The organism is Clostridium puniceum, assembly GCF_002006345.1.
GTDB lineage: Bacteria > Bacillota > Clostridia > Clostridiales > Clostridiaceae > Clostridium > Clostridium puniceum.
The window spans coordinates 1-26,691 of record NZ_LZZM01000219.1 but is presented as its reverse complement, the minus strand read 5'-3'; the positions used below and the strand labels follow the sequence as shown (position 1 = coordinate 26,691).

At 30.4% G+C, this 26,691-nt stretch carries 31 protein-coding genes and 1 pseudogene; 1 reads left to right on the top strand and 31 read right to left on the bottom strand.

Annotated elements, in window-relative coordinates; all coding sequences use genetic code 11:
• From CLPUN_RS28960 to CLPUN_RS22875, 28 genes and pseudogenes are all read right to left on the bottom strand, one after another.
• Positions 1 to 1,229, bottom strand: a pseudogene (locus tag CLPUN_RS28960) (hypothetical protein); the annotation flags it as partial.
• Complete coding sequence (locus tag CLPUN_RS23005; protein WP_077849551.1) at positions 1,229 to 2,347, bottom strand: baseplate J/gp47 family protein; 1,119 nt, start codon at positions 2,345 to 2,347, stop codon at positions 1,229 to 1,231. The pseudogene CLPUN_RS28960 and the gene CLPUN_RS23005, both read right to left, overlap by 1 nt.
• Before the next feature lie 4 nt (positions 2,348 to 2,351).
• Positions 2,352 to 2,789, bottom strand: a complete 438-nt coding sequence (locus CLPUN_RS23000; RefSeq protein ID WP_077849550.1) for a DUF2634 domain-containing protein — start codon at positions 2,787 to 2,789, stop codon at positions 2,352 to 2,354.
• On the bottom strand, positions 2,782 to 3,132 hold the full coding sequence (locus CLPUN_RS22995) for a hypothetical protein (RefSeq protein WP_077849549.1): 351 nt from the start codon (positions 3,130 to 3,132) through the stop codon (positions 2,782 to 2,784). Before CLPUN_RS22995 ends, CLPUN_RS23000 begins: the two co-directional genes overlap by 8 nt.
• Positions 3,125 to 4,150, bottom strand: coding sequence for an XkdQ/YqbQ family protein (locus CLPUN_RS22990; RefSeq protein ID WP_077849548.1), 1,026 nt, complete (start codon positions 4,148 to 4,150; stop codon positions 3,125 to 3,127). The genes CLPUN_RS22995 and CLPUN_RS22990 overlap by 8 nt, the downstream gene beginning before the upstream one ends.
• A gap of 12 nt (positions 4,151 to 4,162) precedes the next feature.
• Positions 4,163 to 4,843, bottom strand: a complete 681-nt coding sequence (locus CLPUN_RS22985; RefSeq protein ID WP_077849547.1) for an SH3 domain-containing protein — start codon at positions 4,841 to 4,843, stop codon at positions 4,163 to 4,165.
• An 82-nt stretch (positions 4,844 to 4,925) separates the two neighbouring features.
• Positions 4,926 to 5,582 (bottom strand): hypothetical protein, encoded by a 657-nt coding sequence (locus CLPUN_RS22980; RefSeq protein ID WP_077849546.1) that lies wholly within the window; start codon positions 5,580 to 5,582, stop codon positions 4,926 to 4,928.
• A gap of 40 nt (positions 5,583 to 5,622) precedes the next feature.
• A complete protein-coding gene (locus CLPUN_RS22975) occupies positions 5,623 to 9,525 on the bottom strand; it encodes a phage tail tape measure protein (protein ID WP_077849545.1) in 3,903 nt (1,300 codons plus the stop codon).
• 155 nt (positions 9,526 to 9,680) lie between these two features.
• Positions 9,681 to 10,139 carry a phage tail assembly chaperone gene (locus CLPUN_RS22970; RefSeq protein WP_077849544.1) on the bottom strand — a complete coding sequence of 153 codons (459 nt, stop codon included), beginning with the start codon at positions 10,137 to 10,139 and terminating at the stop codon, positions 9,681 to 9,683.
• A 67-nt stretch (positions 10,140 to 10,206) separates the two neighbouring features.
• Positions 10,207 to 10,623: a phage tail tube protein gene (locus tag CLPUN_RS22965; RefSeq protein ID WP_077849543.1), complete on the bottom strand. Its 417-nt coding sequence runs from the start codon at positions 10,621 to 10,623 to the stop codon at positions 10,207 to 10,209.
• Between the two features lie 20 nt (positions 10,624 to 10,643).
• On the bottom strand, positions 10,644 to 12,083 hold the full coding sequence (locus tag CLPUN_RS22960) for a phage tail sheath family protein (protein WP_077849542.1): 1,440 nt from the start codon (positions 12,081 to 12,083) through the stop codon (positions 10,644 to 10,646).
• Positions 12,083 to 12,400, bottom strand: a complete 318-nt coding sequence (locus CLPUN_RS28955) for a YqzN/YkzM domain-containing protein (RefSeq protein ID WP_242954236.1) — start codon at positions 12,398 to 12,400, stop codon at positions 12,083 to 12,085. The genes CLPUN_RS22960 and CLPUN_RS28955 overlap by 1 nt, the downstream gene beginning before the upstream one ends.
• Before the next feature lie 3 nt (positions 12,401 to 12,403).
• A complete protein-coding gene (locus CLPUN_RS22950) occupies positions 12,404 to 13,237 on the bottom strand; it encodes a hypothetical protein (RefSeq protein ID WP_077849541.1) in 834 nt (277 codons plus the stop codon).
• A gap of 2 nt (positions 13,238 to 13,239) precedes the next feature.
• Positions 13,240 to 13,665 carry a hypothetical protein gene (locus CLPUN_RS22945; RefSeq protein WP_077849540.1) on the bottom strand — a complete coding sequence of 142 codons (426 nt, stop codon included), beginning with the start codon at positions 13,663 to 13,665 and terminating at the stop codon, positions 13,240 to 13,242.
• A gap of 2 nt (positions 13,666 to 13,667) precedes the next feature.
• Complete coding sequence (locus CLPUN_RS22940; RefSeq protein WP_077849539.1) at positions 13,668 to 14,054, bottom strand: hypothetical protein; 387 nt, start codon at positions 14,052 to 14,054, stop codon at positions 13,668 to 13,670.
• Entirely contained in the window at positions 14,051 to 14,368 is a 318-nt protein-coding gene (locus CLPUN_RS22935) for a hypothetical protein (protein ID WP_077849538.1), read from the bottom strand. The genes CLPUN_RS22940 and CLPUN_RS22935 overlap by 4 nt, the downstream gene beginning before the upstream one ends.
• Position 14,369: 1 nt before the next feature.
• Positions 14,370 to 14,615, bottom strand: coding sequence for a DUF7210 family protein (locus CLPUN_RS22930; RefSeq protein ID WP_077849537.1), 246 nt, complete (start codon positions 14,613 to 14,615; stop codon positions 14,370 to 14,372).
• A 38-nt stretch (positions 14,616 to 14,653) separates the two neighbouring features.
• Positions 14,654 to 15,703, bottom strand: a complete 1,050-nt coding sequence (locus CLPUN_RS22925; protein WP_077849536.1) for a major capsid protein — start codon at positions 15,701 to 15,703, stop codon at positions 14,654 to 14,656.
• 16 nt (positions 15,704 to 15,719) lie between these two features.
• Positions 15,720 to 16,124 (bottom strand): hypothetical protein, encoded by a 405-nt coding sequence (locus CLPUN_RS22920; protein ID WP_077849535.1) that lies wholly within the window; start codon positions 16,122 to 16,124, stop codon positions 15,720 to 15,722.
• Between the two features lie 22 nt (positions 16,125 to 16,146).
• Positions 16,147 to 16,764 (bottom strand): phage scaffolding protein, encoded by a 618-nt coding sequence (locus CLPUN_RS22915; RefSeq protein WP_077849534.1) that lies wholly within the window; start codon positions 16,762 to 16,764, stop codon positions 16,147 to 16,149.
• 169 nt (positions 16,765 to 16,933) lie between these two features.
• Positions 16,934 to 17,305 (bottom strand): hypothetical protein, encoded by a 372-nt coding sequence (locus CLPUN_RS22910; protein ID WP_198944397.1) that lies wholly within the window; start codon positions 17,303 to 17,305, stop codon positions 16,934 to 16,936.
• Complete coding sequence (locus CLPUN_RS22905; protein ID WP_077849533.1) at positions 17,284 to 17,601, bottom strand: hypothetical protein; 318 nt, start codon at positions 17,599 to 17,601, stop codon at positions 17,284 to 17,286. Before CLPUN_RS22905 ends, CLPUN_RS22910 begins: the two co-directional genes overlap by 22 nt.
• A 70-nt stretch (positions 17,602 to 17,671) precedes the next feature.
• Entirely contained in the window at positions 17,672 to 18,322 is a 651-nt protein-coding gene (locus CLPUN_RS22900; RefSeq protein ID WP_077849532.1) for a recombinase family protein, read from the bottom strand.
• Positions 18,323 to 18,552: 230 nt separating this feature from the next.
• The gene (locus tag CLPUN_RS22895; protein ID WP_077849531.1) at positions 18,553 to 18,780 is read right to left on the bottom strand and encodes a hypothetical protein; all 228 of its coding nucleotides are present in this window, start codon (positions 18,778 to 18,780) and stop codon (positions 18,553 to 18,555) included.
• 1 nt (position 18,781) lies between these two features.
• Positions 18,782 to 20,542 (bottom strand): structural protein, encoded by a 1,761-nt coding sequence (locus CLPUN_RS28950; RefSeq protein WP_143329113.1) that lies wholly within the window; start codon positions 20,540 to 20,542, stop codon positions 18,782 to 18,784.
• A gap of 2 nt (positions 20,543 to 20,544) precedes the next feature.
• Positions 20,545 to 22,086, bottom strand: coding sequence for a phage portal protein (locus CLPUN_RS22885; protein ID WP_077849530.1), 1,542 nt, complete (start codon positions 22,084 to 22,086; stop codon positions 20,545 to 20,547).
• 150 nt (positions 22,087 to 22,236) lie between these two features.
• A complete protein-coding gene (locus CLPUN_RS22880; RefSeq protein ID WP_077849529.1) occupies positions 22,237 to 23,556 on the bottom strand; it encodes a PBSX family phage terminase large subunit in 1,320 nt (439 codons plus the stop codon).
• Positions 23,543 to 24,244 (bottom strand): phage terminase small subunit-related protein, encoded by a 702-nt coding sequence (locus tag CLPUN_RS22875; RefSeq protein ID WP_158078827.1) that lies wholly within the window; start codon positions 24,242 to 24,244, stop codon positions 23,543 to 23,545. Before CLPUN_RS22875 ends, CLPUN_RS22880 begins: the two co-directional genes overlap by 14 nt.
• A gap of 167 nt (positions 24,245 to 24,411) precedes the next feature.
• On the opposite strand from CLPUN_RS22875, the gene CLPUN_RS22870 reads away from it, so the two are divergent.
• On the top strand, positions 24,412 to 24,507 hold the full coding sequence (locus CLPUN_RS22870; protein ID WP_077849165.1) for a putative holin-like toxin: 96 nt from the start codon (positions 24,412 to 24,414) through the stop codon (positions 24,505 to 24,507).
• Between the two features lie 149 nt (positions 24,508 to 24,656).
• On the opposite strand, the gene CLPUN_RS22865 is transcribed toward CLPUN_RS22870, so the two are convergent.
• From CLPUN_RS22865 to CLPUN_RS22855, 3 genes are all read right to left on the bottom strand, one after another.
• Entirely contained in the window at positions 24,657 to 25,361 is a 705-nt protein-coding gene (locus CLPUN_RS22865) for a recombinase family protein (protein WP_077849527.1), read from the bottom strand.
• 445 nt (positions 25,362 to 25,806) lie between these two features.
• On the bottom strand, positions 25,807 to 26,046 hold the full coding sequence (locus CLPUN_RS22860) for a hypothetical protein (RefSeq protein WP_077849526.1): 240 nt from the start codon (positions 26,044 to 26,046) through the stop codon (positions 25,807 to 25,809).
• Entirely contained in the window at positions 26,021 to 26,335 is a 315-nt protein-coding gene (locus tag CLPUN_RS22855; protein ID WP_077849525.1) for a hypothetical protein, read from the bottom strand. Before CLPUN_RS22855 ends, CLPUN_RS22860 begins: the two co-directional genes overlap by 26 nt.
• Positions 26,336 to 26,691: the final 356 nt, after the last annotated feature.

Sequence of the window (26,691 nt, the reverse complement as noted above, 5' to 3'; positions counted from 1 at the left end):
GCAGATACACCAGATAATAATTGTGCTGCAGTAGCTAATGCATCTGATGTATCTACTACGCTTGTTTTACCACTTATGCCATCTATAGTTATTCCTGATTTTATATTTCCGCTTACTAATAAAGATAGGTCTAATCCTCCAGGTATTTCAGTATCATCACCATTACTAAACGTTGTATTTTTTTTTACATCTTTTGCTAGTGCAGTACCCTCCGCACTAGCTTTGATAAAAAAACAATCACCTGACGAGTTATACCAAACTGTATATGCCTTATCTTTTTTAAAAGTAGGTGCTATAGTAGTTCCTGGCTTATAGACTTGTTTTCCATTTATAGTTGTAGCAACACCCCCATTATTAGCACTTGCTATAAATGTTTTAGCATATCCATTCACTAATGATGATAATGTTAATGTTATAGCAGTACCTGTTCCTTCTGCTATTTGAAATACTGAATCCCCACCACTTGTTTTTATTGCTGCTTTTTCTTCAGCTGAAACAAACATATGATTTTCATCTTCTTTTATCATAGCTGATGGAAGAGTTTCCGGAAGTTCATAATAATTTGCATTCTCCTGAATACTAGCTAATTTAGTTTTTTCTTGAGTACTATAATCTTCAGTACTTAATTGTTTTCCATCCGCCTTATCAACTTTATTATTTAGCAAATTTATAATTGTGGTAGAAAAGTTAGGATCATCACCTAAAGCTTTAGCAATTTCATTTAAAGTATCCAACGTTCCTGGAGCACTATCTATTAAGTCATTAAATTTCTGCAGTACTTCTTCTTTAGTAAAAACAAGATCTTTATCCGCTTTATTAATTTCAACATTATTAACTCTAACATCAATGCTATTTACTTTTTCATTGTTTAACTGTTCATAATTATTAATTTCCTGTTGCGTTCTAACAATCTCATTTTGAAGATTATTTACATCCTCAGCCTCAACTTGATCTCCAGTAGTTTCATAAGTTATATAAACCTTATCTACATTTGCTATAATTTTAATTGTATATTTCCATGGCGTTTCAGAAGGTGTTGAAAGAAATTTATTTGTTACTCTATCTCCTGTTAGCTTTGGTCCAGTATAAATATTCAAACTATTTTTATTTATATTGCCATGAGCTAACATTCCAATATATACGCCATTAGTAAGAGTAACTTCTTCTTCAACGGTGTATATCTTACCATCAAGCTTATTTAATTTTTCATTGAATTTACTTGCCTCCATTAGAATATCACTCCTAAATCAACGATCCCAATTACTGCGATTTCTTCATCTTCAAGTGGTATATTCGCTGCTAATCCATTAATTTTAAAATCTAAATGATCCATTACTCCAGTTACATTAAAAAGAATATTTCCCAGCTTGTTAATACTTATATATGTTTCATTGAATGCAACACTTTTTAAGGAATTCTCTAGTAATTCTATGAAAGATGCTTGTACTTGAGCAATTGTAAATCCGGTTGCTAATTTGATATTAGCAGTTACATTTATAGCTTTTTCTGTTGCTGATACAACTGTTACTGTAGCTCCAATTGGTCTTTCTTCTTCTATATGATTAAATGTCTCTGTAATTAAACCTTCTGTTACAGCATGTCTATCTGAATCTGCAATTACTACTTTTACAGATCCATTACCATTCATACCATTATTTTTATCCCATAATGATTTAATTTTTACTGCACCGACTCCAACTACTTCTAGAGCCCAATTCTTATAATGATATTCATTTCCGCTAGTTGCTGGTGCTTGAGCTTTTAAAATAATTCTGTATCTATAATCATCATTGCTTTCTTTTTCTACACCTTTTTGAATGATTTCAATATTGCTTATCTTTTGTATGCCATTTATTGATTTTCCTAATACTGTTATATTACCTATAGCTACATTTCCTATAGTTCCAGTAGTCAAGCATTGCGCCTCAATTGTAGCGGTTCCTGTAGAATCTATAGTAACTTCTTTTTTAGTTTGAAACTCTATTGAAGCTTCGTCTTTTGTTCCTACCGTAGCAAAAATACTACCTTTGGGAATCACTATTTCAGGTGTCCCCATTATTTGAATTAATTGAATTGCATTACTTGCTTGCTTTCTAGGAATTCCATCTTCTTCACCAATTAGATCTAAATCCTCATCCATTGCAGTTTGTACAAATCTAGATTTTAATATATTAAGCATGGCTATATTTTTAGTTCTTGCGATTTCTGAAGCTGCTGGCTTAGTATTATCCCAAAACAAATCACCTTCAACAGTGCAAATATTATCTGGTGCATTATCTATCATTCTTTTATGCACATCATTTTCGGTTTCTTTTAAATAATCAGGAATAGTTAACTTTATATCCAACTAATTACCCCACTTTCTCTTTACTTGTAAGCAATTTCTTTTGTCCTTTAATAGTTTTTACTTCGTACTCATAATAAACATCTCCATTTCTCCAATCAAAAACAAAGTTATCTACACTATCTGTCATTGGATGAACCATTAACGCTTCTTTAGTTACTCTTTTTATTTCTAGTTCCATAGCTTTTTTATCAACTACTGAACCAATAATATCTCTACCGAATCTATTAGAATAAGCTCTATATTTATATCTAGCTGTCATCATGGCCAAGTAGCACCATTGAATGTAAGCTTCAAAATAATTTAAAATTTTTATAGTTCCATCAGGATTTTTAATAAATTCTCCAGTTTCAAAATTTATTGCATAGGATTCTTTAAATTCTATCTTCTCATTTTCTTTTATAGTTATTGTTTCTAAACTTCCTACCGGAAATAAATTAGCCATGTGGAACTACCCTCCCTATGATTACATTATCAGCACCAAATTGAGCAACTAACACTCTATCACCAACTTCTAATTTCTTTATGTGTTCAGGAGTTTTAAACTCATGCCTATGTGATGCTGTACATGTAGTTGCTTCTGTGTAATAACTGTCGTTTAATTTAAGATAATCTAATACTAAATAATCTTTATATTCCTTGTCGAAGTTATCTAACTTTAATCCTGTTGCCGTTAGAGTACCTAATACAGTTCCAGTCTCAAACATAGCTCCATTAATAGCCTTGTCAGTATTACCATGTACAGTTCTTACTATTTCATTAAAAACATCACCTTCATGATTACTCACTATAGAACTTCCTCCTTACATCTTCCATTTTCATAACTGTTAAACTCATTTTTCCACCTGAACCAAGAGTATGAGTAATTTCAGTAACACAAATATTCTCACCATAAACACTAACAAAGTCTCCAGCTCTAAGAGTGTTTATATCTTCACAACAATTTAAACTTTTGATGCTTTCTCCACTTGAAAAAAGACAATCAGCTTTGCTTTGCGCTTTAGCATAATCGTCTACTTTATCATCATCTATTATTTTTTGTAATGTTCCATAACCTTCAGTATTTCTTTTAAATACTCCTATAACTGGAGATAGTACAAGTTCTTTTTCTTGCTTATTCCCACTTCCAGTAGAGCTAGAATCTTTTGAAGACTTGCCTTTCTTTGATGTATTTTCTTTTCCTAAAACCTTAATCTGGGTTATTGCCCCCTCTAGGCTATCTTTTTCTTTTAAATCATCTATAATGTTATCTAATTTATATATGATAGAATTAGAGCCTAATTCAACTAAATTTAAACTAGTATCCATTCTAAATTTATAAAGTCCTCCACTTTTTTGTGCTGTTTCTTTTAAATCCTTTTTCATCATTCCATATAAAGATTCTTTTCTTTTATCTTTAGATAATCCTATGCCTGTATCTAAAAAGTTCCCTATTGGGATTCCCCAATCATTGCAAATAATTGTTCCTCTTTGTGAAGCTGTTTGGCCTTCACTCCACAAATATTCATCCTCAGATTCTTCAATAACCCTGGTACGTTCTTTACCTGTTAATGAAATTTTCTTATTTTTCTTATCTTTATCTATATCCCATATTACACCACAAAATATTTTTGTATAATTTTTATCCTGATAAGCATAATCATAAAGCTCTATAGAATCACCTTTAGATATACCTATATTGGCCAATTCTTCTGTTTCTATAAGAGAAATGCTTAAGGTGTAAGCTATTCCATCTATAGCCTCTTTAAGTGTTACAGATTCACTCACAATCTGCAGCTTATATTTATTTTTAAGAACTAAATCCATAAATAACGCCTCCTACTTTGTAACATAATCTAAACATACCCATCCTCCATGATCTCCCCAATATGTATCTGCCCAATTACCTTGAACCTTATATAAGGTAAGCGTATCACCTCTGAAAACAGAACCTAATATATCGTAACTCGTTCCTGGACCATTTCTAACATTTAATGCACTTGCAGTTACTGTAACTACGTCCTCAGGTGAAAAATCAGATGATATAGTTTCTCTATTATCATCTAAACCACCCATATTTACATTTGAAGTATTATTTACAGTTTCTATCTTCAATTCCTTATAAGTTCTAAATGTAATACTGAAATAGATTTCTCCAACCTCTCCACCTCTTATTTCAGGTATAAATTTGCTTATATTAACTAATTCATTTATATTTAAATCCGTTATTATAAGTCTTAGATGTGTGTCGTTGTTAATCCAGGTCTCTATTTTATCTACATATTCCTGCGGTTTCATATTAGTTGCATATCTACAGTAGGAATCATACTCCAAAGGGAAAAATGAGCTAAAACTTATTTCATTTATCTTATTACCTTTTTGTGATATATCAACTTCTCCTATATCTATAATATCTGCAGTTATAAACCTTTTTTCTTTTTGTTTAGAAAGCTTATCCAGTGGATTAACTGGAAACCAAAAGGTATAATTAGTAGCTTCATCTATTAAATAAATATCCAAGTTAATCAGCTCCTTTCTAATTTTTGCATAATAAAAAGCACTTAGTTTCCTAAATGCTTCGATTCATGAATTTTAATTAAATCTACTGTATTGTATTTGCAAATGGTTGATATTTTCCCTTATCTAACTTAAAAATAATCGATCCGTGAGATTTTTTATTGGTATCTTGTACCAAAATGCATATACTATCTATTCCAACTTCCTTCATTCTTGTTTCCTTCATTATAGTTAAAGAACAACTTTCTTCCTCTGTTGCAGTTATATTGTGTAGTAAATTCATAAATATTAATAATCTTTTCTTATCGTCTTTTCCAGATATACTAATCCCCCTCATGCTAGGATAACTGCTTTCTATTTCTTTTATTAAATCTGAATATACTTGTTTATTTTGCTCTGACTGTTTTTGGCATTCTTCATCATAAACATTTTTTTCTTTTTTTAATCTTTCTATATCTGTTTTTATATTTTTCCTCTTTGCCTCACTCATGGAATCATATTTTTTATCTAAATTACTATATACTGTATAGTCAGCACTATCAATTAGTTGCTCATATGTCTTTTTTAAAACAGCCTCTTCCTCTGTAGTAGCCTTATATCCTGTTTCAATTGTTTTTGTAATATTAGCTGCTCGTGTTGCTTTTTTTGTGTCAAAGCAAACATTCCAAGTTATGATCCCAATAACTATTATAACCATGGCTATAATCCCTATGGAAATTTTCCTAATCAAATTTTTATTCACTATATCCACCCCTTTATACCAAAGTATACCATAAATCCATTTATTTTTTAATATTTGTAAAAGCTTCTCTAAGTTTTCTACCTACTTCTTGAGTTACTTCAACAATTAATTCTTCAACATCTGAGCTTCCATTATTAACTTGCACATCAACTTGTACATTATTTCCACCAGCTCCGGAAACTTGAACTTGCTGTGGTTGCGCTAATTGATATTGCCCTTGCTTAACTTGGAATGGTTCATTGTTTTGTTTATTTCCCGATTTCAACAAGTTAACAGTTTGACTATTATTTAAAACTTTTTCGCCACCCTTAAAATTATAGAACTTTCTTCCTAACACTAATTCCATTCCACGTTCTCCAACTGAATTTATTCCTGATGGTGCATTATCTGTACCATTATAATGTTGTGGTATATTTTTTATAACCTCTGATGCTGCATTTACCGCACTGTTTACTGCGCCACTTCCTAAGCCTTGACCCAAACTAGTTGCTGCACCTGAAAATACTGTATTTATAGTTACTGTTGCAGCTGTGCCATCCACACTATTAACTTCTTCTTTTACCTTTTGCATATCTGATATAGCACCACTAGCATTAGAACTAATATGGACATCGGCATTAGGAGGTATACTATCTACTGACCCTTTATATTCATGCATAGCTGTTATTTGTCCTGAAGCATTAGACGTTATTTCCATAGGTGTTCCATTTACATTGACTATTCCTGTGATTACTTCTCCAGTAGCTCCCTGAACACCTTGCAATTGACCAATTAAACGTCCAGTTGAACTAATTACTTGATTATCAGCATCTAATCTACTACCAGTTAATTCACTTAATGAATTTTGTATTCCTGATCTTTCTGTTTCATGGGCCTCACCAAGCTCTTTTACTTTTTGTTTCAGTTCATCAGTATATCCACCGGACCAGTTAGCAGTTTTACTCCAAGCTCCACTAATTTCATCAGTGTCTTTATCTATTGTTGCATAAATATCTTCCATTTCTCCACTTGAAGTATTCTTGATTCGATACCAGCCTTCTTTAGTAATTTGGTCTAAATTACTAAAGTGATTTTTTAAATAATCTGTTCCCTTATGTGCTACTATATCCTCATCGCTAAATTGAACACCAGTTTTTTCATTAAGCATTCCTCTTGCGCCTTCATAATTAGAATAGATTACTTCTCTATCTGAGTTGTATCCTTCATTTTCTTTTTGAATTGCTTGATTACGTGTGTTTTCAGCCCCATCTCTACCTTTTGTGAAGTTTTCTTTTTCTTCGTCTGTTAAATCACTATTGGATAATAAATCATTGTAATATGCTACTGTACCCTTATAATTATTATCTATCGTATCTAATGAACTCTGATGTTCTTTTGCTCTTTCTTGTAATAATTCACTTGCACCATCAATACCAGTTACTTTGCTTGCATCATTAGAGAATTTATTTTTAGCATATGCTTGATCGTATGCATTTTGTGCTTTAGTGTATTCTAATTCAAGAGCCTTACCTTTAGCTATTCTTTTTTTAATTTCATCAATATCTTTATCCATGAGTTTTCCGTTTTCTTTTATCTTGTCACTTGCAAATTCATATATTTCATCTCTTATCTCAAGTTGCTTATTTTCACCTGTCTCAAAAAAAGTATTTAACGAATCCAATACCTTTTGTTCTGTATCACTAGTCACACCATCAAGACTAAATGTTTTTTGGAATTCAGTCTGTATTTTAGATTGTTGCTCTTTCATAGCATTAATACCTTCGTAAGTATAATCATTCACATAATTTTTTAATGTATTGAGACCTGACGCATCCATGCCTCCATTACTGGTCAATCTTTTTAAGTCCATTTCTATTTTTAACAAACTCTTGGATGCATCTTGAGCACCTTTTTTGAAACTGTCTGATACACCTTCTCCAAAACCATCATAAATGAAACCTGCATCAACCATTTCTTTTTTAGATTTATTCAAATGACCATTTAATTCATTCATAACTTTTTCTAAAGGTCCTAATTCCTCGGTTGTTGTAGTTATACTCTTTTTCATCAAGTCATTTTGTGCTACTACTGCAGCTCCAATAAGACCAACTGAAGCTGCTACTGCTAATCCTACTGGCGTAAATATAGCTGGTAGTAATCTTCCTAAAACACTTATATTTGAAAGACCACTTGCTATTTCTGTTGTTTCTGCCGCAACTCCTGCTCCTTTAAAAAGTCCTGCTAAACTTGATATTCCTTTAATTGCATTTCCAACTTTTCCAGCAGCACTTAAAGCAGTAAACGCAACTCCTAGACCTATTACGGTTTCCGCCAAGGATTTAATTTCATTTGTGTGCTTACTTACATAGTCAACCATTTCAATTATTTTGTCTGTAATTGCTGGCATTTTACCTGTAAGCCAAGTTACAAATTGTTTTGCATATGGAGCCAGTCTTTCACCTAAAGTAATCTGCATATGTTCAACTGCTGCTTTAAGTTTAATCCATTGACCATACAAATTATCCAATTTAGTATCAGCCATTTGTTGTGCTGCACCATTAGCCGTTTTTAGTTGTTCACTTAGATCACTAACACTTTTCCCACCTTGATTCATTAATGCTAATACTCCAGACATACTTTCTGTGCCGAATATAGTTGAAATGGCATCTGCCCTTTGTTGGCTTGTTAGCTTACCTAATGAACTATTTAAATTATTTACAACACCACTTAAAGGCTTCATATTACCTTGTGCATCAAAAGCATTTATACCATATTTCTTCATTACATCTGATGCTTCTTTAGTTGGACTTGCTAATCTTGCCATCGTTTGTCTTAGAACAGTACCTGCCTGGCTACCTTTAATATTTGCATTACTTAATAATCCACTTGCTGCTGCAGTGTCTTCTAAAGATATTCCTAAAGCTTGTGAAATTGGAGCCGCATATTTCATTGTTTCCCCCAGATCGGTAACATCTGAATTGGTTGCACTTGCACTTAGTGCTAATACATCTGCTACATGACTTGATTGGTTTGCACTTAAATTAAATGCTCTAAGAGTACCACTGGCTATATCTGTTGCAGCTGCTAAATCTAAATCTCCAGCACTTGCTAGGTTTAACAATCCTGGTAACGCACTTATAGTTTCGTTAACACTGAATCCTGCTTGGCCTAATAATTCTTCCGCCTGTGTTACATGTCTTGCACTCCATGCCGTAGTACTTCCATATTGTTTTGCAGCAGAATCTAACTGTTTCATCTCACTAGCAGTAGCGTTAGTTACTGCCTTAACGTTGGATAAGCCTTTTTCATATTCAGAAAATGTTTTTATACTTTCTCCAATACCAAATCCACCTGCTGCTATAATTCCAGCTGTTCCTATAGTTATTACTTTCTTAGCAGCAGTTTTAATCCAACCATTAATTTTACTTTCTATTTTATCTACGGTTTTACTTGCTTCATCTACAGCTTGTATTCTTATTTTTTTATCTTTTAGCTGATCTGATTTATTTTTTACTTTATCAATTTTCTCTGATGCTTGATCTTGAATTTTAGCAGTTGGATTTACATTAGTACTTTTTAGCCTATCGCTTTTTGCTTGAATCTTATTTTTATAGTTTGATGTTTGATCCTTTATTCTTAAAGTTACTGACGTATTCGTACTTTCCAATCTTTTTAAATTTGATGCTATTTGAGAAATTCTATTTGAAGCATTATCTGTAATTCTTACTGCTGGATTTATTTTAGTATTATTTACTTCACTTGCCTTAGATTTTATTTTATCAAGAGCATTGCTTGCATTATCTTTAGCCTTTATTGATGGACTAGATGTAAGTTTATCTAAAGCTTTAGTTCTTTTTTCAATTTGTTGTGTCATTTTTTCAACTGCAGTAAGCTTATTTTTACTTTCTGTATCTCCACTAACACCAACTTTTATATCAAGACGGTAAACCTCTTTTTGAGCCAAAAGTAATCACCTCCCAGCTTATTTTTTATTTCTTTGTTTTACCTCATAAGAAGAAAAGGCCAAGATTATTTTCCTGGCCATGTCATTTCTTTCAACTCCATAAAAAGAGTCGGGGGTTATATTATGCATTGAAAACAAATTATACAATGCAGTAATTATTCCTCCCCGACTGATGAGTTTTTTATATCATCTTCATCTACTTCTTCTATATCATCATTGTATCCGCTTAATTCTAATGCTTTAGTTACTAAGAATGATCTTTCACCAGGCAATAATCTTTTTAAGACTACCTTTTTACCATCGCCTACCTGATATTTCTCTACTAATTTGGAATTATTCCAATCGAAATTAGTAGTTGATGCTGCAATTATAGCTGCATCATAATCATCACCATTGACTTTTTCTTCCCATCTTCCATTTACTTTCTTAGGTTTCATCATACATTCTTTTTTAAGTGCTTTTAATTCCTTATCTGTTAACCCTTTAAGATCAATTCTTATACCTAGTCTTTTTATTTCAAAAGTTTTGGTAGGAATTGTGTACTCTCCTAGTAATTTTGCTAATATATCTTCTTCCTTCATTGCTAATACGCTGTTTTGCTCGTTTTTATTCATAATAAAAATCCTCCTAAAAATTAAAATAATATGCAAGGTACAATGCCCCTTGCTTGGCTTTATTTTTCTATTGAGCTTCTATTGGATCTACTAATTCATATCCTGAAAATACAAATGGTGTTTCTGTTTCGCAAATATCTCCAGCTTTAAAATTAACTAAACTTACTTTACTAGCCTTACAGTTTTTCAATCTAATTCTTTCAACTCCATATGCTTCTGGATCATCAAGCTCTGTTAATAATTCAAATTTCTTAAATCCTTGCTTAATCATCTCAGATGTAACCTTGAAACCTTTTATAGTTCCAGTGCCTTTCTTAGCTCCAACTTTATTATCTTGCCATTCACTACCACATGTAAGTATATCTTTCATATCAACTTCAACATCAGCAGTACATTCATTTACGTTGTTATGCCATTTTCCATCTAAATAAATCTTTCCATATGTTCCACTACAAACTCTGCTTCCATCTAGTACTTCAGCCATTTTGTATCACCTTGCCTTTCTTATTTTGTAACATTTCCAGTGCCATAAATTCTTTTAATAACATCAACATACTTAGCGCTCCACTTCCAGAAAAATTCATCTGATGCAGCCCCCGTTTGTAGATCCTTATCCACTTCAACAATAAAATCTTTTTCAATAATTCCTTCATCACTTAAAGTTTCAAAGTATTGTTTTAATGCACATAAAATTAATGTTCTTCCAGTATCACTATTAGTTTCTTTACCTACAAATTCTTTTCTTTTACTTGATGTATCTCCATCTACTGCATTCATGAACTTAATTGCTCTAATAGTTCCAAATACTTCTGTTTTCTCATCAGTATAATTTTTAAATGTATTTATATCATCAACAACAATGATGTCATTAGCATCTTTAGTTAATACTAATGTTCCAGCTGCTAAAGCTGATTCAATTTCAGATTTTTTTAATCTAGGCTGAATATCTTCAAATATAGTTACCTCATTGCATATACTATCTTTTAAGCCTTTTCCTGTTGCTAATGCTGCTATATATACTGCAACTTCAGCACCAGAATAGGAAACACCATCATAAGTAGCACTAGTAGTAAATATATTAACTATATCTTCATGATTAAACTCTTTAGATTTACTATTAGCCTGTTCTAAAGTCTCATTACTTAAGCCGGCTACAAATGCAATTATATTTGTACCTTCTTCTTTATTTTTAATTACCCAAGCTTTTACACTTATTTGTAGTGGGTGATCTGTAATTCCATCAAGTACAAAACCATCCATTCCGTAGCCTTCAAAGGTACTCATAGCATCTAAATAATGTTGAGTGGCTATTCCGGCAGTTCCATCATTCCCTCCAGTTAATGGTTCATTAACTATATTGGTTAATATTCCTGCTGCTCCTACAACCTCAGAAGCAACTATATATTCATTTTCTACAGTCGAATTAATAAGGTTCACTATTTCATCAACAGCTCCAGTTATTGCACTAATAGAAAATAACTGAGTGGTCCCTTCAAAAAATAAGAAATCTTTTTTCGATTCATCTGCTATATTAGTTTTAATAGTCACATTGAATTTTCTTGTAGTTGGATATTTACTTACTAGTTTTATTGCATCAGCTGGTGTTGCTTCACTATTTTTGAGAATTAATGACGAAATTTTTTCTAAGCCATCTGTTAACCTATAAAATAGCACTTCTTTAGGTTCTCCAAGTAATGCTAATTTCCCTAATTTATAAGCAGTATAGTTTGGATCTTCGCCAAAAGTTTTAATTAACTTTCTTTCTGCAGTAGAATTTACTGTTATTGATGTAACTACTCTAACTGGTCCCCAATTTGCTTTAATTGGCATAGCTAAAACACCATGAATCCCAGTTCCTATTCTTGCTTCAGCATTATTTTTAAATCTGTTATACCATCCTGGTATCGTTGGCCTATTTTTTTCATCCCATATTCCAGTTCCCATTATTTAACCTTCTTTCCTAGAAAATTTTTAATCCTTGCTTCAAATTCTGTTTTTGTAAGTTCAGACTTTTCACAATTAAATAAAGCACCTGCAACTACTTCTTTACTGTAGCCAAGTGCTTCACTATTTTTTATAAACTCTTCTATTGAATGCGCTTCTTCTTTAATCGTTTGTTTCGCCACTTTAGTCTCCTCCTGTTTTATAGTGGTGTTTTCTGATACTTCTTTAGAAATATTAATAGTATCTTCTGTACTTTTTGTTGTTTCTGCATCTGTTATAATGCTTTTTTCTTGTGTTTTAGTTTCAACATCCTCCATACTTTATCGCTCCTTGCTTACTGATCCTCTACCATTAATTTTGTTAATAGTAGGACCATCATTAATTTCTCTCATTTTTCTTCTAAAAAACTTAACTGTTAATTGACCTTTTGAGAGCATATCGGCTTCTCTATCTTCATTAATACTTTCTATAGTAAGATAACGCCTGTCCGCTAAATCTAGTGGTATTTTAAAGTCAGAAATTAGCTTATCTTCTATATCATCTAGTAATTTATTTATTTCATTTTTATTATTACTAACAATATGACATATAAGAGTTTTACTTTCTTTTATGAGAGCATTATTTATTCTTTCTTTACTTTGATTTTTAACTCTCCATAAAATCGAAGGTACTTCAAAGTTCTTTTTCCAGGTATTTAAATATACTGTATGATCTGTAATTACCTTAGTATATTTACTTAAAGCTTCTAACCAAGTATCAGTATTAACTTCATCATCTTCATGTAGTGCAATAACAGTAAACTTTAAGCCTCTAGCTATAGCTTGCCAGTCTTCGTCTACAATATCTTGGCCCAAAGCTCCACCAAATACGCAAGTAAATGTTTCGCTAGTTTTAGAATCTGTTATGACTTGCATATCTAAAGCTTTAATGACTTTTTCAGTTAATGAGTCTAAATTTTTAAAGGTAGTTCGAGTTTCATAAAGCCATACTTCTATAGTTCTTTTAAACCCAACTACCTCTCCATTATCAGTATCATCCCCCTGTACAACTACTGCATAAGGTTTAGGAGTGTCTTTTGTAGATACATTAGGCTCATAACATTTTTTAAGTTCTGGTACCATAGAAATTATTTGCTCTTTTATCCCATCCCTCAAAATCAATCACTCCAATACTGAATTAATTTATTTGCTATGTTTTTAGTATTCTTTTCTAAGGTATCATGTAGAATAGGCATAGGTTTTATCCCCTTAACACTTTTGGCAAAATGTCTTTTACCTTCTGTATCAACCCAACTCAATACCTTTTTATCTACTGGAACTATAGGCTTTTTAGCAGGACCATATACACCAGTACCATTTTCTAACCATTCTCCATATTCAACTCCATGTGCTAAATAAAGAGTAAATTCATGACTACCACCTTCAACTCCGCCATTTAATCCATTTCTAGCATGAGTGCTTCTATCTTTCCAATAAGCTTTTTCTTTAGCCTCATTAACTAGTAAAGGCGATATCCCATATTGAAGCAAAGTAGACATTCCATTCATTTTGCTATCTATGAAATCATTAACCTTAAATCCCATAGCTAATCATACCTTTCTAAATCACATAAATACCCACAAACAACATCTTCAATTTTTTGTGGGTATACTGCTTTAATTTCAAATTTCTCTCCATTACTTTCAAATTTAATTGATTCTTTAGGATTAACTTCTAAATCTGCATCTTTATCAGCTATCATTTTGTACCTATTGGTCGTATATGAAGTTCCTTTAGTTCCTGAATTAACATTAATTTGAGTGCTGCCATCGTCTAAATAAATTAGTACTGTAATTGTTCTTTTATCAGTTACTAATTCAAAAGCTCCATCCACTTCTTTTAAAGTAATTTGAGTAAATGTTATTTCAGTAGGATTTAATGCTATCCCTTTATTAATAGTTCTTATAATCTTTCTTGAACTTAATCTACTCATATTTCATCAGCTCTTCTCATAGATGTTCTATAGCCTGTTGATACTGCCGTTGGATTCAATGCTGCCTGTTCTGCTTCATAATCTGCTTTATATATAGCCGCTAAGTTATTCCAATAATCTTTATTACTGGATTTAACTTCGATTGACCCAACTTTAATCTGATCGTCGGAAGCTGCCTTTAGTAGGCAGCCTCTCCAACTAGCTTTTGAAACATTTTTTCCATTAACTAAAAGTAAGTTTTGCAGATCTATATCCTCAAAATAAGGATATTCTTTTTCCTGAAGATTAAGTTTTAATTGTTCTATAGGGTCCATATTATTGCCCTCCATTTTCTCCTGGTCCTTTTCCTTCTCCACCTGGTGGATCAACTGGTGGAATATTTCCACCATCAATTGGTTTCTCATCCACTTCAGCATAACCATTCTCTCTTAATTCTTTAACATTCGATTCTCTAACCTCGAATTCTTCTCCTGGTTTATAACTTTTTTTATCATATGTGATATAAACTAATGCTTTTGCATTATATAAATTTTCTTTAACTTCTTCTTGTTTTTTTGCCATTAATATCATCCTCTCAAAATTAAAATAGGCTATTCAACTTAATATACTGTTCCAAAAAATACTTCATCTGCTCTTTCAAATGAAGGAATAGCATTTTGTGATACTTTTGTATCAACTGTTATTGGATCTTCCTTAACCATTGTTGTTATTGCAATGGCTTCTTGAACTATAGAAGTATCTAACTTGCCACTTCCATACGTCTTATCATATTCCTCTGGTGTAGTTCCATAGACTGTAAAACCTAAAGTAGTTCCACTCATAAGAGTTATTTTTCCATCTGTATAATAAGGTTCAGGATCTGCATTTTCATATGGAACATAAGTTGCATTTTCTAAAAATACAATACTTAAGCCCATTCTCTCTTTGCAGAAATTGATATAATCCTGTTGTGATAAAATCAAACTTGTAGCATTTACATTTGAGTGTAAATGTGCAGTAATAGCAGTATTAACCATAATCGTATTATTAAAAGTTTTTTCTGTTAATAATAATGTAGTTGGCTTAGTGTAGTTATCATCTGTTATAGCCTTTTGAAAACTTTGAACGTCTCCAACTATATCTGCGCTAGGATCACTCCACTTAGATGTGCCAGCTAATACTCTCTTGTGATTTGCTGGCACGCCATAGTCGGCAACAATATCTCCATCCTCACTAGTGATATTAATGATTCCATTTTGAATTAATGATGTTCTCATTCTTTTTGTTTGAACATTAGCACCATCAATTAAATCAGTATAATTATCGAATACTTGTGAAGTTAGCGCTTTTACTAAATTTTCATTGTTTGCACTAACAGCATTTATTAGTTCTCTTCTTTTTGTTTCATTAATTCCAACAGCTTCTTTAAAAAATGGCATTTCTTTCTTTTGAATATCTAAAGAAGCACTTAATGCTCTAACTTTAGTCGCTACATCAAATTTACTCATTCTTAATGCTACTGTTTTTTTCTTTGCACCCTTTGCGAATTCTAATTCTGTGCTTAATTGTTTTTTGTTTGGGAATAACGCCCTATCTACTGTTGACTCAACTGGTAGCTCTTTCATATATAGAGCTATGTTTTTTGAACTTATAAAATCTTTAATATCCATACTCTTTCTTTTCCTCCTAAACGAATAATATTTGTTTTAAAGCTGCTTTTTCTGCATCTTTACCACCAACTACTGTATTAACTGAAAATTTAACTTCTGATTCATATACGACACCATGTACAAATAGCGGCACAACTTCTGTTGCATTACCCGGTACTCCATCCCCCGACATAGACCCTTTAAAACTTACATCTTCGTATACAATTCCGTAAGAATTTGTAGTTGCCGGAGTTCCTGCAGTTGTTGTTACAGCTTTTCCATCCTTAGTAAGTAACGTTCCAGCTTTTAGCACTTCACTTGCATCTAATAGAGATGCTACATCTGATTTTTTAACCTTGATTGGTAATGTAATAAAATGATCTCCTGCTATAGCTCTAAGTTTTCCTTGAGCACAACCTATTGAATAACTTGATTGTTTCATTTTCTAGATTCCTCCTATAAATTTATTTAGCAAAATCAGCAATTCCTTTTGATTGCATTGCTGCTGCTTTTTCTTTTCCTAATTCTGTTGCAAAATTCTTTACTTCTCCTGGCTTTGGATCACCGCCACCACCAGTATCAAATGAACTAGTTCCATTAATTACTTTTTCAAATAAATATTCATGTGACTTTTGAAGTGGTTCAATTTGTTCTTTAAGGCCAATAATGTTATCTCCATCAACCTTAAGTTTTTCATTATTAATTAAGGCCATGATTAAAGTTTTATCCTTCACATTAAAAGATCCTAATCCCTTTTCCAAAGCATTATTGAAAGCTATTTCATTAAGCTGCTTCTCGTAATCCTCCTTTTGGGTTTTATTATCTGTTTCTAAAGTTGAAAGTTTATCTTTAAGTCCATCAACATCCTTATACTCTTCTTGCAAATCCTTGATTTGCTTGTCTCTATCCTCCACTTGACCTTTATAAGTTTTAGCTTCCGCCTTAACATCTTCATGTGTTTTTTTAGAAACGAAAGCTCCATTAGAAACATCTTCAAAATCCTTTTTGCCTAGATCCTTTCTTTTTTCTTCTGAGAGAGCATTAAATGCCTCTTCTCCAATAATTTCTTTAATATTTGCCATTTTCAAATTTCCTCCTTAATCTATATTTTTAACGTGTAAATAAAACACGTTATGATTGTTTATATCTTTCTTTAGTGTCTAATTCAATAAACTTTAAAAAGACAAAACGAAAAGCCTTAATTTCTTAAGACTTAAATTTCATTTTCTTTAAATTTATAAGGCTTATTTATTAACTTTTAATATTTATTAAAGCTTCTTTCATCTTTTCAGCAACACATTTACCTATTTCTTCCATGTTACATTCAGATTTTTCATTAAATATTCCTGGATTATCTTTTATAAATTGATATAATCCCTTGCCTAATTTTCTTATTTGATCCTCATCTAAATTTATTTCCATGATATCATCAATTCCATGCAGGCATTCATGAATAAAAGTGCATTTCTTCTGGTCCTCACTATATAAATCCGATATATTAATATTACTTTTATCGTAATCTATATTTCCATAGCAAACTTTATTATCATCAACTAAATTCCCATCTATTATGTTTACATTATAATTTTGGTATCCTATTTTTACTTTGCTTGGTATCTCCATGAATATTCCCCTTTCATTAATAAACTCATAGCTTTTTTATGTAAATTAATATTATCATCTAAAGCTTTATCTAACGTATTTCTAATGCCATATGTTAACTTATTGGATGATAAAGCTATTTTTAAGCTTTTTATTTTTCTTTCTAACTTTCTAGTTAAATTATTATCTAATCTAACAATATACTTTTCTTTACAATGAGGGCATTCAATATAAGTTTCTGTTATCATTGCTCCTAAATATTCAGTTTTATGTTCAAGTTCAAATTCCTTTTTGCATTCATCACATAATACTTTCATAAACAATCCTCCTATTTTTAGGTATAATAAAAGCACCTACATAAGTTAACATAAGTAAGTGCTTAAAATCTTAATTAGATTTTTCGTATCTCTTGACTAAATTATAAAAACTATTCTTTTTTAAGTTCATAAGAGCCATTGCTTTTACACCTGTAATTTCTCCATTTTTCCACTTTAAATATCCTTCTTGCCAATTTACAGGATACTCAATTTCCGGTCTACCAATATAGTTTTTTGTTTTAGATGATATCTTTTTCCCATTTTCGTCTGTTTTCATTGCTGCTATTCCTTCAGCTTGCCTTTGACGAATTTTTGTTCTTTCTTTTTCTGCCATATAAGATAATAACTCAAAAACTATATTGGCTATCAAAGTTTTTTCCAAATCAGTTTTACCAACTGTATTTAAAATAGGAGTATCAATTACTATTATTTCAACTTCATTTTTTTGTAGATCATTCCATTCTTCTTTAATCATGGTCATATCTCTACCAAGCCTATCAAGTTCTTTAATTATTAGAGTATCACCATCTCTAAGCAAGCTATTTTTTAAAGCTAAATAACCTTTTCTATCGAAGTCTTTTCCTGATAGTTTTTCTTTTATAATATCTCTTTCATCTATTTTAATGTTATTTGAATCGCAATAATTGTGTATTGCTTCTAACTGTCTCTCTAGGTTTTGCTCTTTAGTGGAAACTCTAGCATAAGCATATGTTTTTTTCATTATAAACACCTCATCATATATAAATATTAATTAATCTCCTTAACTATATTCAAATTATAATTCAAAGTGTTTATAATTGTCAATAATTATTTATAAACGTTTATTAATAATTTAATACACATTTACAAACCAAAATTAATATTATTTTGATATGTTTATTAACATATACTTTTATAAACAATAATTTAATGAATAATAAAAGCACTCACTATTTTTATAGTTAAGTGCTTCTATAAGTCTGTATCTCCATCAAAATCATTTATTCCTGGAACTACGGTATCTATTTTTAAATTGTTATCAATGCAATATTTTAATATTCCTATTAGCTCTTCATCAGAAAATGTTAATGTTTCAGTACAGAAACTATCTTTTAATTTTTTTTCATATTCCTTTAGTAATTTGCAAACTTCTTTACTTTCTTCTGTTTGCCCTGTAGGTGTTCCAAATAATAGTTTCATACTACTCCTCCTTTAACATTCGCTTAAACTCTTTATATGCATTTGGGAATATGTTCTTAAAATTTTCTAACTTAAATTTATCATTTCTTATTGTAGCTTCAAAAAAGTGTGCAAAGGTTTCTCTCTCTAAAGCACCTGAGCGCTCCCAATATTCTTCACTGTGGCCAAATCTAACATTTGATATTTTATTTTTTGTTACACCGCCAAATATATCTGCAACCGAATGATATCTGTTATCTGATTCAAGTTCTGCTTTTATTATATCATATATTTCGTTATCACTTTCAATATTAATACTACTTTTAGATGAATTTATAAAATCATAAGTATCCTTAATAATTAAATCCTTAAACACTTTACTTTTCATTGAAGGTCTATCCATATTTTTATCAATTAAATGCCCTATCTCATGAAATAATGTTGCATACTTACCTTTACCATGAACATTATTCTTATCCCTATTTAGATTATAATAAATACCACCATCCTTAGAGCTATATCTATTTACTCCTTTTACTTCTATATTTAAAAGTACTACTTTCTCCGCATACTTAAACATTTTATTTTTAACTTTCTTTGGGGACTCATTTATTATACCTAATATATTTTCATAATCTTCTTTTGGCAATTGGCTTAATGTTATTTTACTACTTGTGGTTTTTTCATTTTTACCTAATATTCTATTTACAAAATCTTTTATGTCTATTGAATCATCAGAAATATTTGATGCATCATGATCTATTATCGTGTCATTTATCTTATTAGCAGACTTTTTCAAAATTCCTCTATTATCAATATTAATTTTTGTTTGTATTTCTTTAGGCGTAGTCACTTTAATAGAAGTTTTATCTTCACCTGGTTTAATCCACTCATCAATTGCAGGATTCTTCTTACCATTGCTCCAACTTTTCATAGTTTCAATACATTTATCAAGCTCCTCAAGTACTTCAGTAAAATAGCATAAGCAATTTGGGTGTTGCAGCGGGACTTCTTCAGGTTTAAATGTCCTTCCATTATAATCATCGCATATATCAAGTTTTCCATGCATTCTTGAAAAATGACTAGCACTTAAATTCCACTTGAGTCCTTTACAAAACGGATTTTTCTTAGCATTTTGAATTAATGTTTCTGTTTGAGCATGAGTTATTGATGTTCTTGCCAGTCTTCTTGCTTGGTATGATATATTGTCTCCACCTATGCCATCTGCAAAAGTCTTAGGCGTAATACGATTTTTAGGATTAACATGTTTTTCTAACTCCTTTGCAAGTTCTCTAACATTAGCACCTTTAGCAATATTATCTTTAATTATTGCATCGATTTTATTACCATTATCACCAGTAATGTTCCATAACCTTTTACTTAATGTTTTACCATCTTTATAATACTCACCTGCTATAAGCTGCTTAACTGAATCACTTGATATTTTAGTTACAGTTCTTTTTAAAGCATCCTTTGTTTTTACATCTGGTGCAATCATATCAACAAAGCTTAACTGAACACCCTTTTGAATATCAGAACTCTTGAAAATATTATTTTCTATAGTTTTGTTAAGATTATGGTATAGCTCTGTTCTATATTCATTGATGATTTTATAGATTTCTATATTATGTGTTTTAGTTCTCGAATCTGTCATATTTAAGATTTTACCTATTAGCTTATTTCCTGAATCATTGTAAATCTTAAATAATTCTTTTTCCTGCTCAAAATTTAATTCTCTAAACTCATTTCTTGCTTGGAGGACTCTCTTTTTATATTCATTCATGGTTATTCACCACTAATATCATTATCTAAATTTTCCTGATTATTAATTTTAGTATTATCTAATTCAGTATTTAGTCCTTCTGTGAAAGAATCTTGAGCATTAGCTATTTGTGTTTTTTCTTCAAGTATTTCATTCCATTCATCTTCTGCATTTTCTGTCTCTGTAAAATCTTTAATATAAGATCTATGTGATTTTACTCCACTTTCAACTTCTTTCATAGCTAAATTCTTTTTATCTTCTTCATCACTTGGCAATGGGTAATTATGTTCAAATAAAGTACTGTATTTTAATTGATTCCATTCTTTATTATATGATCCTTGATAACATACAAGCGCAACTTCTTTTATAAAATCAAATAAACCTAAAAAAGCTGGTGCCCAATCATTCCACTTTTCTTCACACCTAGCAATCAAATCATTATATAAATAACTCATTGCCTTAGCACTAGGAATATTATTTAAATCAGCTAATCTTGGCATGTCCATAGTAAAATTCATATCTGATTCTGTTCTATTTAAATAAGATTCAACCGCCGCACTGTTTCCCATGTTATATTCTAGCCTTTGAACTTGAGCTTGTTTACTTTCTCCTATATCATCTCTAGTTTTTACTGCATGTAATGCACCAGGTGCTATTGTAAATTTATTAACGTCACTTTCATTTCCATCAATTACAACTTCAGCCCCAAACATTTGAAACCTTAAAGCATCTCTAAAATCACTAATGGTTTTATTATATTGTGTTTGCGTATCCATTAATTCATTTACATCAGATTCACCAAAATTATCATTTAATTCTCCACCATTTTTAATAAGCCAACATGGAATTGAAGTAAAACCTGTATCAACTTCTTTTGTTAAGTCCTTTTGTAGCTCGGTATTAAAATAAATTTCTCTCTTATACCAAGCTTGACGTTCCTTATTCTCAGAAAATTTATAATAATAAGTATGTATATAATATATCTTTTCAGTATCACTATCCTTATAAACATTTTCCTCATCTTCTTCAAAAAAAGTAATATAAAGCAGCTTTCCATTTTTCTCTTTATAATAAAAATTCTCGATTGATTCATACTTGATAACCAATGGAGAATTTGGGTTAGCTTCTACTCTTAGAAGTACTCTCTTTTTAATTGTAGCTTCAAGAAATGCTTTTTTAGTTGTTGGCCAGAAGTTATTATTATCTAATATATCATCTATAAATTTTCTAAGCTGCTCACATTTTTCTTTATCGTCTTTATTATCAGCTTTAAATTTAATAGTAGGTTCAACTCCAAACATCCATCTAGCTTGCTTTCTTAGTAGCGGCTTAACCTTATTTCTTATATCCTGTGTAGGCTTATAATCACAATTATCATTTGTTTCCCAATTCTGACCTAATAAAGCTTTATCTTCACCAACTTGATCTATTGGACCTATACATTTACCTTTATAAAATATATAGTCTTTTCTGACTATTCCTCTTTCATGCTTTTCAATGTCTGTCAACTTAAGCAGTGTATTTTTTATTGTATTATTGTTACTGTTACTATAATTAAAATACATTATACTGAAAATCCCCCTTTCTGATATGTTTATAAAAGTACACATTTAAAAACTATTACTCTATTTCAAGTTAATCTCATGAAATCGTGCTTATTTTTTTAATTTACAAACACTCTTTTAACAAGGACTTTTATAAACACTTTTTCAAATTTAAAATACTGGTTTGCTTCTGTTGTATGGATCAGCTGCTTTATTAACTGTACCCTTACCTTTTGCATATATTTCATCTGAATATTTACCATCACTAGTAATTTTAAGTTTATCATTTATTGAATATCTTAATGCTGCCATAGCATCATCCATAAATTCTACTGGTTCATCTAGGTATAACCCTGTCTTTTCATCTTTCTTCCACTTCCATTGTTGAATTTCTTTTATTGTGTCAACACATGAAGGATGTATATGAATTTTTAATTGCTTTAAATAATCTATTTGAGCTTTAACACTTCCAGGTAATTTCTTAACTCCTGTCGCATTATAGCCAGCTTTTCTCCACATTTTAATCCTATCAGGTTCTGCACTATCACAATACATCCTTAGGTTCTTTTCAAACCTTCTTCTATTAGCTATTTCAATTATTTCTGATGTATCCAATTCATGGACATATATTTCATTACATATATACAATTCTCCATCTTTAAATCCATTTCTTAAAATAGCGTTAGCATGATTAAACCCAAAATCTTGAGATAATCGCATATTATCAAACATTTCAAATTCAGTGGAGAATTCTTCTATTTTATAGTTATGAAGAATTATTCCTCCAGTTTCTCCCCAATCACCTAGACCATAAACCTTATAGCCTTCCGGGTCCTGCTCTTTTCTCATCATCATTCTTCTATGATAAGCTTCATCTATAAATCTATTACTTTGATATGTTGAATGATGAGTAAAAATATCATCGCTCTTATAGTCAAAATATTTTCTCTTTATCCAATGACTAGCGGATACTGGATTAAATGTATATGTTATTTGGTAGTAAAGATTTGGGTTATCTAAAATCCCTCTCAAACGGTCGTCTAATATATCTACATCACTTTCCATAAGCTCTGTAGATTCTTCGCACCATATCCATACCAGCTTACCATTAGGAAAATTTATTGATTTTAATTTTTCCCTCTGTTTAGAATCATTTACCCCTCTGAAAATAATAGAATTTCCAGTGACTCTACTTGTTATTTCTAAAGGACTTAATTTCATAATCCAATATCTATCAGCATATTCACCATATATTCTATTAATGGCCCCTGTTAATTCTGCATAAGTAGAATATTTGTGGGTTGATTCTGACTTTCTTACAGCTAGTAAATTTGCACCTTTATATTTCATGTCACCCAATTTTAATATATAATCTTGAGCCACATTTACAGACTTTCCACTACCTGCAGAGCCCTTCATTGCTCTGTATCTTTTTCTAGTTAGATTAGCCTCTTTAAAAATAGGATTAAATTGTGCTTTAACTGTTTCCATCCATATCACCGTAATCTACAACTATTTTTAATTCATTGTCTAGTCCCTTATCAACTTTAGCTATATCTAATTTAAGTTTTTCAATGGTAAGTTTCTTTTCTTCTATTTCTAATAAATATTTTTCACCTGTAAGTTTTTCATATGTTTCAACAAGTTTGGATAATCTTTCTACGGACTTTGTAAATATGTCCAACCCTGCATTTTCTTTATCCCATGCAAATTGAATTTCATATTCATTATATCCGCTGTCTCCCCACCCTTCCTTTTTTAATACTCTAGTCATATCTCTTTTGTTTTTCACATAAGTTATTTTTATGCTGTTATTTATTTTTTCCCATGCTCTATCTATTGAATATCTTAAATAATCGATATGATTTAAATTCATTTCTTTAGATTGATTATGAATATTCATCATTCCTGCAGGTATAATTTTCTTTAAGAATTCGTCTGATAATCTTTTTGATTCATCGACATATATACCATGCTTAAGTGAATTTAAATTTCCTTTTGGAGCTCCGCCTTTATTAGGTGGAAGTTTTTCATTCCAATTATCTTTATTTTTCCACGAACTAATATTGGCAGCACTTTCACCTAAAATTTTTGCAATTTCCCTAGGTGCAATATCTCCATTGTTTTCTATATAAATTTCTAATGCTTTATCCCTGTTAGGGCTTCTTGCCTTTCCCATAATTACCTCCATAATAAAAGCACCTAGTTATAACCAGGTGCTTAAAATAATTTATACTATTTGTTAAAAATAACCTTTGTTCAAATGTTTTTATGCTATAATAGCATAGTACAATTTAGTTGATGGGCTACTGATACCACAATCCCTATAGTTAGGGGGTGGTATGTATGAGTAATGAATTAATGTTATTATTTTCAGCGGGTACTTTTCTACTTGCTCTACTAACATTTATTGTTTTACTTATTAATAACATAAAAAAATAGTAGCCCAACCGCAAATTGCTCTACTATTTTTTAAATGAAAATTTAATTAATGGTATCAGTTGCCTAAACAACTTATTGTATACTACAGGGTGTTACTAGCACTCTGTTTTTATTTGTTAATTTATATATATTATATCACTTATTTAATATTATATTCTACTAATTTGTACATTTTCTTGAATTAATTCTTTTTTATATTTGTAATAAGTATTTCTTGCAAGTCCTATAAGTTTTATAGCTTCAATATCACTTAATGATCCTTGAAAGTCTTTGCTATATTTTAATATCTGCTCTTTAGCTTCAATACTTTTCTTAGTTGTTAATTTGACACCTTTTTTCTGTCCAATTTGTTTTCCATTTAATCTAGCTGTTTCTATTCCCTCTTTTGTTCTTTGATGTAGATCTGTAACTTCTTTTTCAGATTGTATAAAAGATAATTTAATTTGTTCTTTGGCCAATGCTAGTAAATATTTATTTATTCCTTCTAGTATAAAGTCTACATCAGTTCCAGTTAAATTTATATTATTGGTTAAGGCTTTTTTATAAGTACTTGTATTTATATGCTGTTCTTTTAAGAATACTAATTCTATACCTTTATTAAATAATTCCTCATACAATTTATATCCTTCATCCGAATTTCTACTCATACGTGATACTGAATCAAATATTATTGTATCACCTTCTGAAATTATATTTAATAATTTATTAAATTCTTTTCTACCTTGAATTTTAGTTCCAGTAAATTCTTCATCAATTATTATCGCATTAGGATATTCTTTTAAAATATTTCTATGTTGTCTTTCAATATTCTGTTTATTAGTTGATATTCTACAGTATCCATATATTTTTCTCATACTTTTTCACCTCATATATTTTATATCACTTTTAACGACCGTTTATTTTGATACTATAAATATATCAGATTTTAAATAGAATATCAATAACTTTCGATACTTTTCTATGTAATGTTACTTTTGATACTTTAAATTTATTTTTAAAACACCCATTTATTATTTGAGAAATGATGAAAAAAATAACATAATATAATATCTTTCCAAAATTACTGTGTATATAAGGTTTTATTTCTAGTAATAAAAGGATAGATCTGCATAAGACAGGATAAAAGTTATATATCTCTATTCAACTATCTATAATACAAAAACTGATTAAAAGGGGTGATTCAAAATGAATACTATGATACAAATTATTATTCTAATTTGCACATTAGTTAATACAGCAATAAATGTATACAAGCTATTTGTGTAACAAGGGGAGCCTTTGCTCCTCTTTAATCTTTATTTAATTTTGCTTCATGAATCTATCCATTATAAATTTTTTATGTCTTGGCATCTTCAATTTATTCACTAAATACTCATTATTGTTTTTTACGCTTTCATCATAAGTACCTATACGTTTAAGATAATTAATAATACCATCATCCCTATTAGTACAAGTTTCTTCATCCTGATTAAATATTCTACATCGGCAATTATTGCTTAAAATCAAACAAATATCACCTTTTGCATGTCTGCATCCCATTATTACACTCCTCTACTCCATTTTTCAACAAATTAAATTTACCTTGTCTAGCTAATTCTCTAGCACCTAAAAGTGGAGTGACAATTACGCCTGTTAACTTCGTTAGTGTTTGGAAATAACTATATGCATCAAAATCACATTCTTTTTGATATTTGCAAGTTTCACATGGCGTTGCAAGATTTCCAATTTTATCTTCTTTAAAATCTTCTATGAGATTTGTTAAATGCCATGCTGCACAAAACAAATTTTTCTGTTCCTCTTCATTTAGTTGAATCACTTTGTTTCCCATATTATTCCTCCTAAAACATACATTAATTATCAATATCCATAAAAACAGGGTTGTTTTTGACCATAAAAATTATTTTTGCAAGATTGTGAACTCTTAATTTCTACACTGATTTTTTTATTATAATAGATATTTATATATCTTTTCATTCCAAACCATTGAAACATAAAGCTTTGAAACACTTTTTATATTTGTTTTCTAATCCGCAATAACACCTATGATTACGTATTACTTTTTTCAGTGCATATATTAGTAATAATTTTTTAGACTAGTCCTAAATAAGTATTCTTTCTTTTTTTACCGATTAATGAATAAAACTTATAATTTGCTATCAGTTATTTCTGCTGCATCCTCTATAT